Genomic DNA, 11312 nt, shown 5'->3' with positions numbered 1-11312 from the left:
CATCATGGGCACGATCACCGTCAACAACCTGGGCAAAGCCTACAAGCAGTACAAGTCGCGCCGCGCCCGACTGGCCGAATGGCTGCTGCCTTTCTATCCCCGGCAGCACACCCTCAAGTGGGTGCTGCAGGACATCAACTTCACGGTAAACCCCGGCGAAGCCGTCGGCATCATCGGCATCAACGGCGCAGGCAAAAGCACCCTGCTCAAAATGATCACCGGCACCACCCGCCCCACCACCGGGTCGGTACAGATGACTGGGCGCGTTGCCGCGATGCTGGAGTTGGGCATGGGTTTTCACCCAGACTTCACCGGACGGCAGAACGCTGTGATGTCCGGGCAGCTGCTGGGCTACTCAGTGGAAGAAATCCACCGGCTGATGCCCGATATTGAAGCTTTCGCAGAAATCGGCGAGTACATCGACGAGCCTGTGCGGGTCTACAGCAGCGGCATGCAGATGCGCCTGGCGTTCAGCGTGGCCACCGCCATCCGGCCGGACATCCTGATCGTGGATGAGGCGCTGTCGGTCGGTGATGCGTATTTCGTGCACAAGAGCTTCGCGCGCATCCGCGAGTTCCGGGAGCTGGGCACAACGCTGCTGATCGTCAGCCACGACAAGGGCGCCATCCAGTCCATCTGCGACCGGGCCATCCTGCTGAGCGCAGGAAAACTGGTCATGGAAGGCGCACCCGAAGAGGTGATGGACTATTACAACGCGATGCTGGCCAGCAACCAGAACCAGACGGTTCAGACCGTGGTCAAGGACGATGGCAAAAAGCAGACCATCTCCGGAACAGGCGAAGCCAAGACCACACACGTCTCTCTTCGGGACGATGAAGGCAATGCCGTCGAGGTGGTCGATGTGGGTCAACAGGTGACGCTGCGGATCGACGTCAGCGTCACCCGCGATCTCGATCAGCTGGTGATGGGCTACGGCATCAAGGACCGACTGGGTCATGTGGTGTACGGAACCAACACGTACCTCAAAAACCAGGTACTGAACCAAGTGCGGGCAGGCACCCAGCTGAGGTATGAAGTCAGTTTCCCTGCCAACCTCGGACCCGGAACCTATTCCATACAGACCGCCCTGACGAGTTCCGACACCCACCTGGTGAACAACTACGAATGGAAAGACTTGGCCCTGGTGTTCACCGTCGTCAACCTCAACAAAGCCCATTTTGCGGGACTTGCGTGGATCGACCCCTCTATTGAAATCGGCCAGCAATGACCTTTGTCTCCCATTCCCAGAACTTCGAGGACGTCATGCTGTGGCGAGCCCTCGGGCAGGTTCAACAAGGCTACTACATCGACGTCGGCGCGCAGGACCCCGTTTTGCATTCGGTCAGCCTTGCCTTCTACGAGCGGGGGTGGCGAGGCCTGCATGTTGAACCAACACTGCAGTACTCTGACAAGCTCCGTACGGCTCGCCCAGATGAGGTGGTGCTGCAGGTGGCGCTGGGTCGGGAGGAAGGCATCCTTAGCTTCTTCGAATTCGCAGACACCGGTTTGTCCACGTCCAGCGCCGAGATCGCCGCAGAGCACCGCGCCAAAGGCTTCAGCGCCAAGAAGACCTCTGTACCGGTCATGACCCTCGACACGATTCTTCAGTCACAGGGCGACAGGGAGGTGCACTGGCTGAAGGTGGATGTGGAGGGAGCAGAAAAGAGCGTGCTGGAAGGCTGGAAGACTGCGCCGGTGCGGCCCTGGATTGTGGTGATCGAAGCCACCTTGCCCTTGTCGATCACCGAGACCCATCATGAATGGGAACAGCTGATTCTCCAAAAGGGATACACCTTCGCCTACTTTGACGGGCTCAACCGGTTCTACGTATCCAGTGCGCATGCGGACCTGATCGAGAAATTCCGATCGCCGCCCAACGTCTTTGACGGGTATGTCCTGGCGGCTGACCACGACCTTTGTAGGCTGGCGAGCAACGAGACCCTCAAGGCGCAAAAGGAAACACTTCGTAGTGCGGAGTTGGTGGGTCGGTATCTGGAGAGCACACGAAGGCTCGAGTCCCAACTTGCAGAACGCCATGAACACGTGCGGCGGCTCGAGGCCGACCAGGCCCGCCTGAACAATGACCTCCAGGCGGCCCACGGGACATGCCAGGAACTCGTTCAATCGGTTGCTGCCATGCGGGCCAGCGTCTCCTGGCGCATCACGACCCCGATGCGCTGGCTGAGTATCCAGATTCGCCTGCTGCTGATCTACGGACTCCGTCAGCGGATCAACATGGCGGTCAACAAGCTCCGAGGCATGCAACCAGTGACAGACGATCAGCCCTCAGGTGGAGCGGGCCCCTCGCAACATCCAAGGAGCCCCGAAGGCGCGGACCCCCCCCTCGATCCAACACCTAGAACCCGGCAGATTCACCAGATTCTGGTCAACGCAAAGAACAGGGAATAGGCGCACACACGATGCGAATCGTCATTGATCTTCAGGGATATCAAAGCACAGGCTCCAGACACAGAGGCATAGGGCGATACTCCAGCTCCCTGACCACTTCATTGCTGAAGCACTCGAAGGGACACGAGGTTGTTCTGGTTCTGAGTGGACTCTTCCCCGACACCATCGAACCCATTCGAAACCAGTTCGGCCATCTGCTGCCACCACAGCACATCGCGGTCTGGCAGTTTGATGGTTCGGTGTCGAGCGACGACCCACAGAACGAAGAGCAGAGGAAGCTCGCAGAGCTCACCAGGCTGGCCTTCATACAAGCGCTGGATCCGGACATCGTTCTTGTCACCAGCCTTTTCGAAGGCCTGACAGACAACGCAGTCACCAGCGTTTGTAAGCAGTCGCCGTTCCCCACTGCGGTCGTTCTCTATGACCTCATACCGCTGATTCATCGGGACATCTACCTGGCCAATCCGGTAGTGGACACGTGGTACCAGGAAAAACTCGAGCACCTGAAACAAGCAGACCTGCTGCTCTCGATCTCCATGTCCTCCGGGAAAGAAGCCGTTGACTGGCTCGGGTTTTCTGGGGATCGGGTGGTCAATATCTCCACAGCGGGAGAGACACAGTTCGCACCGCGCCCCCTTTCAGCGATCGATCAGGCAGACCTCGCACAGCGGTACGGGCTGGACAGGTCATACGTCATGTACACCGGTGGCATCGATCACCGCAAAAACATCGAGGGCCTGATCAAGGCCTATGCAGAAATCCCCGCAGCCTTGCGGGAGGATCACCAATTGGCCATCGTGTGCTCCGTGCGAGACGCGGACCGCGAACGACTTCAAGAACTGGCCCTTGGCCTGGGACTGCGGCAGCACGAAATGGTCATGACGGGATTCGTTTCCGAGGACGATCTCGTCAAGCTTTACAACGGCTGCATCTTCTTCATTTTTCCGAGCGTGCATGAAGGCTTCGGATTGCCCGCGTTGGAGGCCATGCAGTGTGGAAAAGCCGTCATCGCATCAAACACCTCCAGCATCCCGGAAGTGATCGGACTGGATGAGGCCTTGTTCGATCCAAGGAGCATTGGCGCAATCACGGACAAACTCGTGCAGGCGTTGACCGACCAGGAGTTTCGCCAGCGGCTGGAAACACACAGCACACAGCAGTGCAGGAAGTTCTCCTGGGACGACACCGCACAACGGGCCATCTCGGCCATGGAAGCCTGTGTCAGCCAACATCAGGCATCCGAGCTCCCACCCCTCGAGCGCCCTCGGCTGGCATACATCTCCCCACTCCCGCCGGCCCGCAGCGGCATCAGCTACTACAGTGCCGACTTGCTGCGCATGCTGACGCGCTGGTACGCGGTGGACGTTGTGGTCGATCAGGAAGAATGCGGCGACGAGTGGATCAACGCCCATTGCGGGGTGCGCAGCGTCCAGTGGTTTCGATCGAATCACAGCGACTATGACCGTGTGATCTTCCATTTCGGCAACTCCCACTTCCACACCCACATGTTCGATCTGCTGGAGCAGGTCCCAGGTGTTGTGGTGCTGCATGATTTCTTTCTTTCGGGAGCACAAGCCTACCGGGACCTCACTGGATTGAAACCGGGTGCGTTGGCCCAAGCCCTGTACGCCAGTCACGGCTATCGCGCGGTTCAGCAACGGTTTCAGCAACCCGATATCGCCGACGTCATCTGGGACTACCCCTGCAACTTGACGATTCTGCAGGCCTCACTGCACCTCATTGTTCACAGCGAATACTCCAGACGCCTCGCGGATCAGCACTATGGCAAAGGAAGCGCGGATGAGTGGACGGTCATTCCACTGCTGCGAACCCGCGCCTCGGGCATCTCCCGGGACCAAGCAAGGGCCCGTCTGGGGCTTTCCGGGACTGATTTTGTGGTCTGCTCCTTCGGACTTCTCGGGCCTTCGAAGCTCAACCACCGCCTGCTCACCGCATTCATGCAATCGTCCCTTGCGACCTCGGCGACCGCGCATTTGCTGTTTGTGGGGGAAAACCACGACGGGGACTACGGCCTGACCCTGCTCAAGAACATCGAGGAGGCCGGGCTGGCTGAAAAGGTCCGGATCACGGGCTGGGCCGACACGGAAGAGTTCCAATGCCACCTTGCCGCTGCGGACGTGGCGGTGCAACTGCGTGCGCGTTCGCGAGGCGAAACATCGGCGGCCGTCCTGGACTGCATGAGTCACGGACTGCCGACCATCATCAACGCGAATGGAAGCATGGCTGACATCGACCCGCAGGGGGTCTGGATGCTGCCCGATGATTTTGAGGACAAGGAACTTGTCAGTGCACTCGAGGCACTGTGGACAAGCCCAGATTTGCGTTCAAGCCTTGGGAACAAGGCACGCCAAATCATTGAACAGCTGCACTCTCCAGAACATTGTGCGGAGAGCTATTTTTCGGCCATCGAACACGCCTACCAACGGTCGAAGACCGGCATACATGGCGCATTGACCCACTTTGCGACCAAAGAAAGGGACCGCGGCGAACTGATGGCATTCGCGGAACTGATGGCCAAGAACTTCCCGCCCAAGCCACGGAAACGGCAACTGCTGCTCGACGTGTCCAGCCTGGACCAGCCACATGTCTCCAGCGGTGAAAAACAGGCCCTGCTCTCCCTGATCCGTCACTGCACAAGGCTGTCCCATCCGCAATGGAGGGTAGAACCGATTCATGCCGACGCCGGCCACCAACGATACCGTTATGCGAGGCAGTGGTCCTGTCAGGCACTGGAAATTGTCAGCGACTGGACAAGCGATGAGCCGGTCGACGCGTGGAGTGGCGACGTGTTCCTTTCGGTGTTCCCCTCACCCGAGGGTATCCAACAGCGGCTCCCAACGATCCTTCAATGGCGCGACAGCGGTGTATCGGTTCAGCTTCTTGCCGGCGAATCACCCCAATCAAGGGACAGTGGACGCGTGCGCCGCGCAGAGGAGCCCAGTGCCGCCGATTGGATCGGTGTGGCCAGCCAGTTCGACCGGATAATCTGCGCCTCCGAGGCGCTGGCGAGCTCTCTTAAGGACTTGCTGCACAAGCAGACACCCCCTCACGGCAGGAAGACATCCACAACTTGGCTGGCCATAGAACCAGACACGAACGATGTCCACGTCCACGACTGGGAGCACAAGTCTGAGCGTCTGCTTGACCTGATTGAAATCCATCTCTGAAGCTCATTCGACAAAGGATCAATGGCATGAAAACAGCCATCATCACTGGCATCACAGGCCAGGACGGCGCCTACCTCGCGGAACTCCTGCTGAGCAAAGGCTACGTTGTCCACGGCACCTACCGCCGCACCAGCTCCGTCAACTTCTGGCGCATCGAAGAGCTGGGCATCCAGAACCACCCCAATCTGCACCTGGTCGAGTACGACCTGACCGACCTGGGTGCGAGCATCGCCCTGGTGCAGAAGGTTCAGCCTGACGAGATCTACAACCTGGCGGCGCAGAGCTTCGTCGGCGTGAGCTTCGACCAGCCCACCACCACGGCACAGATCACCGGTCTGGGTGCCGTCAACCTGCTCGAAGCGATCCGCCTGGTCAACCGCAAGATCCGCTTCTACCAGGCCAGCACATCCGAGATGTTCGGCAAGGTGCAAGCCATTCCCCAGGTCGAGAGCACCCCGTTCTACCCGCGCAGTCCCTATGGCGTGGCCAAGCTCTATGCCCACTGGATGACCATCAACTACCGAGAGAGCTACGGCATCTTCGGCAGCAGCGGCATCCTGTTCAACCACGAAAGCCCGTTGCGCGGCCGTGAGTTCGTCACCCGCAAGATCACCGACGCGGTCGCCAAGATCAAGCTCGGTCAGCTGGACTGCATGGAACTGGGCAACCTGGATGCCAAGCGCGACTGGGGCTTTGCCAGGGAATACGTCGAGGGCATGTGGCGTATGCTGCAGGCCGACCAGCCCGACACCTTCGTGCTCGCCACCAACCGAACGGAAACCGTGCGTGACTTCGTGTGCATGGCGTTCAAGGGCGCCGGAATCGAGGTGGATTTCCGAGGACAGGCCGAGGGGGAAACGGCGGTGGATGTGGCGACAGGCAAGACCGTGATGCGCATCAACCCCAGGTTCTACCGACCAGCCGAGGTGGAACTGCTGATCGGCAACCCGGCGCACGCGAAAGCCACCTTGGGCTGGGAACCACAAACCACACTGGAGCAGCTGTGCCAGATGATGGTCGAGGCTGATCTGCGGCGCAATCGGGCGGGCCACTCGTTCTGAGCCCGATCAAAACAGCGGGACGGCTCTTCCCGGCCGACGCTTGATCGCCGTCTGTCAATGCCAAAGGGAATAGGACCACCGGACACGTCTGCAGCCAAGCGGCTGCACGTGTCGGAGGCTGCGTACCGGGTGGCGGCCAGTTCCGTCATCCTGCTTTCTGCAGCGCTCTATTTCTTGCTGTCATTGAAATTTGCAGGACCGGCCTATCTCCAGGACGAGATCGGCTATCTGGCAAAAGCGGCATTTCTCGCAGGAAAGTCCATTGATGCAGCATCCAGCTACCACGCTGGATACAGCGTTCTGCTGGCCCCGCTCTTTCTGTTGACCACCGAGGTTTCCCAGGTGTGGACCGGCGTCGTGGCCTTGAACGCAGCCATGTGGGTCGCCAGTCTGTTCATGATTCAACGGCTCATTCCGGTCATTTATCCTTCTGTGCGTCCATCGGCCATGCTCGCATCGGTTGCCGGCACAGCCACCTACCCGGCATGGCCCACGCTAACCGGATATGCGTTTCCCAGCCCACTTGTTGTTGCAAGCATTTTGCTTTGCTTGCTGCTCCTCAATGAGCTGAAAGAGAGAAGCTGGCGCGCGCCCGAAACGTTGGCGGTTTGCGCAGGAATCACATTCTGGATTCATCCCACCGGTTTGGCCATTATTGGAGCGCTGACAGCCACTCTGGCGATGGCCTGCCCGAAAACTGAGCGAACAGGATTGCTGCTGAAATTCCTGCTCATCACCTCCGCCCTGGTCGTCACCTACAAGGCAGGAATTCACCCCTGGATCAATCAGGCGATGACACCCGATGGCTTCCAGCCAACGACGCACTACAAAACCTACACCGAAGTTCTGCGCAAACTGCTCGATCCGGCCGTCATTGGCAGGAGTCTGCTTCGGCTCATGGGCGAGCTGTCCTATCTGACCATCAGCACCTTGGGGGTGTTTGTCATTGGGTCATGGCTGCTCATCCAAAAGCTGCGAGCCGGTCTCTCATCTCAAGCAGCGGTCCTTTCTCTCTGTAGCCTTCTCACCCTGTCAGGCATCGCCTTGATGGCGGCGCTCCAGCTGGAAACGTACGAGACCGCAAATGACATACAGCATTGGCAATACGGGCGCTATATCGACACTGCCCTGCCGCTCGTTCTCTCTATCGGCTTTGCCCACCTCGCACAGCACCTGAAACGACCCAATGCCTTTCTTGGATTTTTTCTGATACTGCCATTTCTTGCCGCCACCGGGCTCCTTCTGGACCAATGGTCAAACGCAATACCTGTCAACAACATATTCGCGACCCCCGCATTCTGGCCGCAATACCTTGTTGAGACAAGCAGCTTCTTCCAATGGTATCTGATGGGTTGCGCAGCCTGTGCCGTCGCGCTTTCTGCCCCGAGATTTACGATGCCGGCGGCCTGGGCATTGGCAACCACCCTGTCGATTTCGGCGCAGTACGAATGGCATCAAGGAATTCTCCAGGGCTACAGCCGTCCAACCGCACTACCGGACATCATCAAAGACAACCACGCCGCTGGAAGCTGTGTTGCATTTGAAAAGCCAGCAGCGCTGGAAGTACCCACCCTGCAGGATGAGCGCCTGAACCTGTATGCCATTCATCTTGCCAACATGGTCTTCGTGCGGATGCAGCCGGAGCAATGGCTGAAGGAGTGCGATGGTCCGTTTTTGACTTATCGTCCGGATTCATTCAAGGGAAACCAGAATGCCATTCCAATGGTCAGGGAAATGGACAGTGGCCTTTATTTGATAGAGAAACGGGAGCATCTCAACCACGCGCCTTACCACCTCCCGGAGGAACCTTCATCGCTCACGGTCAACCGCTCGAAAGAAAAGGACTATCTCTCCAGGACCCTGCTCCATCGAGCCAGCAAAGATCTGAGCCGGCATACTCAGGTGGGGGTGCCTGGGAGTCGAGGTCTGGCCAGCACGGGGAACACAGGCTACCTGTTCTTCGGGCCGTACATGGAGTTGTCCAAGGGACAGTATCGACTGGAGATCCGCGCGACTGCGCCGAAGACCGATACCGTAGTTGTCGATGTCGTGAATGCGCGTGCCGGCAGAAAGTATCTTCAGGCCCAGATTTGCAAAGAAGGATGCAGTGCCGACGCCCCGGTCCTGCTTGATCTCACCATCCCAGACAACGAGAGTTCTCTGGAGGTCAGAATGCATGTGCAGCGAAGCGATACCGTGCTCGTGCAAAGCGTGCAGCTGACCACTCTCGAAGACCATCAGCGCAAAGCTCCTTGACCAGCCCATTGGCCCAAGCGCGACTTAGAGTTAGAAACGGATACCAGATTGAAAATTTCACATGGCTTGCAGGATCAAGGGATCGTTGTCGGCAACGTGTTCGACAAGTATGAATCCCGCAATCCGCTTGTACGCGGAATCATGCGCCAGTTCAACAACGGCTTGGCCCAGCTGGTTGCGCGGGCTGCTCCTGAGAACATCCACGAACTGGGGTGCGGCGAGGGTCACTGGGTCCTGCAATGGGCTCAGCAAGGGATTGATGCACGTGGCAGCGACTTCTCGGAGAAGGTCATCGCCATCGCCAGAGACAACGCGTTGAATGCAAAACTGGACCCGGAAATGTTCTCCGTGCGGAGCATCTATGAGATTGAGCGCGGTTCAGATGACGCTGATCTGATCGTCTGCAGCGAGGTGCTGGAGCATCTGGCAGATCCCCTTGCGGGTCTTGCGGCGATTCAGCGAGTGGCCAGTCGGCACGTGATTCTCACAGTGCCCCGTGAACCGGTCTGGCGCGCGATGAACATGGCGCGCGGTGCCTATTGGGGAGATCTGGGCAACACGCCCGGTCATCTTCAGCATTGGTCCAAACGGCAGTTCATCTCACTGGCTCAGCAGTTCTTCGAAGTGATCGACGTGAAAACGCCGCTGCCGTGGACCATGCTGCTGTGCAAAGTGAAAGCCTGACGGGTGGATAGGCAGCCCCGTCTCAAGCGCGTTCTCCACGCCGTGAGCAGCTTGCTGGCCATTGCGGGTGTGCTCTTTGTTGCCCGGAAGATCGCCGATCACTGGACAGAAATCGATGCCTCCGGACTCGGCCCAACCACCTGGGCATGTCTCGGGTTTGCTGGGGTGGCATATGGCGCTGCGAACGCCTTGCTGGCGCGTGCGTGGTGGCATCTGCTGAAACAGCTGGACACTCATGTCCAGTGGCCCACGGCTCTCAGGATCTACGGCATTTCACAGATCAACAAGTACATCCCGGGCAATATCTTTCATCTGGCCGGCCGCCATACGCTGGGCATGGCAGCCGGATGGCCTGCACGTCCTCTTGCCACGTCGGCGCTATGGGAGTTGATGCTGCTCGCGGCCTTGGGGGCATTGTTCGGTACGCTGGCGATCCCGCTGCTCTGGTCGCACTTGCCTCCCTTGGCGGCCATCGCCCTGTGGGCCGCTCTCTTGACCCTCATGTACGCGGCGCTTCGAACAGGTGGTGTGCCAGGCATCGCTCAGGCCATGTGGTTGCAAACCTGCTTTCTTGCGATATCTGGCACCGTATTTCTGTCGGTACTGCTGGTCACCCATGAAGCAGACACAAGAGCCGGCTTGTTGCTTCCCGCCGCCTGTGGCGCTTATGTGCTCGCGTGGTTGGCAGGCCTCGTCACTCCTGGAGCGCCCGCCGGAGTGGGCGTGCGGGAGGCCGTGTTGCTCTTTCTCCTGAAGGGACTGTTTGCCCCTTCGGATTTGCTCGTCGCCGTGGTTTTGGGCCGGATCGTCACCGCCTCCGGGGATGTCTTTTTCTATTTGTCTGCATTGACACTCCAGACCGAAGCCGAACAACACGCTTGAGGCTTCGTCCAGGAGGCTCAGTGGTCGGCTTTTGCCAAATCTGCAGACTTGGCCGCCGTTTGTGAAAGAAGCTTCACATAGGCAGCCTCCAGCGCCACCAGTCGGTTCTCCACGCCCCCTGCATTGACAGCAGCCAGCTTGCCTTTGACCTCGTTGAGCTCCGCCTTCTGTTTGCGGATTTCTTCGTCCTGCTGTTTGACGGCCTCGAGCAGCACGGCGACCATGGCCGAATAGTTGACGGCTCCCGGCTCCGCACCATCCATTTCGACCAGCTCCGGGAACACCTTGACCACTTCTTCCGCGATCAGGCCGATCGAAGGGTTGCCCGACTCCTTCCAGTCGAACTTGACGCCGTGCAGCTTCTTCAATTCATCGACAGGATTTTTAAGCACCTGCACGTTGCTCTTGAAGCGGATGGAACTGGTTTGCGCGAATGCTGCGGCGCGAACCACACCGGCGAAACGGGTCTCGCCGTTTGTCATGATCGTCATCCGCCGGACACCACCGCCAGTGGTCGCGGCACCAAGGTCATTGATGACAAACTCACCATTACCAGGGGCCGAAGCGTTCACCCCGAGCACGAACGCCTTCATGGGAGCGTAGTTTGAATCGGTGCGATTGATGATGAAGGCCGCGGTGTCTGCGGGGCGGTCCATGCGGAAAACCGCATTCGGGCCTCGCAGGTGCAGCAGACGATCCGGTGTGGAAATACCGATGCCCACACCGGTGGGCTCCACATACAGTTCGTTGGCATGCACCGCTCCAGATGCAAGCAATGCAAGCGACATCAGGGAGAGAACTTTTCTGGCAATTGCGAAGTGGTTCATAAGAC

At 58.8% G+C, this 11312-nt stretch carries 8 protein-coding genes; 7 read left to right on the top strand and 1 reads right to left on the bottom strand.

The window, feature by feature from the left end; genetic code table 11:
- Positions 1–4 precede the first annotated feature (4 nt).
- The 7 genes from RCO38_RS14395 to RCO38_RS14365 all read left to right on the top strand — a co-directional run bounded on the left by RCO38_RS14395 (position 5) and on the right by RCO38_RS14365 (position 10480).
- Positions 5–1228, top strand: a complete 1224-nt coding sequence (locus RCO38_RS14395; protein ID WP_308329031.1) for an ABC transporter ATP-binding protein — start codon at positions 5–7, stop codon at positions 1226–1228.
- Positions 1225–2409 carry an FkbM family methyltransferase gene (locus RCO38_RS14390; protein ID WP_308329030.1) on the top strand — a complete coding sequence of 395 codons (1185 nt, stop codon included), beginning with the start codon at positions 1225–1227 and terminating at the stop codon, positions 2407–2409. Before RCO38_RS14395 ends, RCO38_RS14390 begins: the two co-directional genes overlap by 4 nt.
- Positions 2410–2420: 11 nt before the next feature.
- A complete protein-coding gene (locus RCO38_RS14385; protein ID WP_308329029.1) occupies positions 2421–5597 on the top strand; it encodes a glycosyltransferase in 3177 nt (1058 codons plus the stop codon).
- A 26-nt stretch (positions 5598–5623) separates the two neighbouring features.
- On the top strand, positions 5624–6658 hold the full coding sequence (gene gmd, locus RCO38_RS14380) for a GDP-mannose 4,6-dehydratase (RefSeq protein WP_308329028.1): 1035 nt from the start codon (positions 5624–5626) through the stop codon (positions 6656–6658).
- 129 nt (positions 6659–6787) lie between these two features.
- Complete coding sequence (locus RCO38_RS14375) at positions 6788–8914, top strand: hypothetical protein (RefSeq protein ID WP_308329027.1); 2127 nt, start codon at positions 6788–6790, stop codon at positions 8912–8914.
- A gap of 48 nt (positions 8915–8962) precedes the next feature.
- Positions 8963–9598 carry a class I SAM-dependent methyltransferase gene (locus tag RCO38_RS14370; RefSeq protein WP_308329026.1) on the top strand — a complete coding sequence of 212 codons (636 nt, stop codon included), beginning with the start codon at positions 8963–8965 and terminating at the stop codon, positions 9596–9598.
- A 42-nt stretch (positions 9599–9640) separates the two neighbouring features.
- A complete protein-coding gene (locus RCO38_RS14365; protein ID WP_308329025.1) occupies positions 9641–10480 on the top strand; it encodes a hypothetical protein in 840 nt (279 codons plus the stop codon).
- 17 nt (positions 10481–10497) lie between these two features.
- On the opposite strand, the gene RCO38_RS14360 is transcribed toward RCO38_RS14365, so the two are convergent.
- Positions 10498–11307 (bottom strand): tail fiber domain-containing protein, encoded by an 810-nt coding sequence (locus RCO38_RS14360; protein WP_308329024.1) that lies wholly within the window; start codon positions 11305–11307, stop codon positions 10498–10500.
- Positions 11308–11312: the final 5 nt, after the last annotated feature.

Origin of the sequence: Hydrogenophaga pseudoflava (assembly GCF_031020795.1) — a bacterium.
GTDB classification, from domain to species: Bacteria; Pseudomonadota; Gammaproteobacteria; order Burkholderiales; family Burkholderiaceae_C; genus Hydrogenophaga; species Hydrogenophaga pseudoflava_A.
This window is presented reverse-complemented; position numbering and strand designations above follow the sequence as displayed.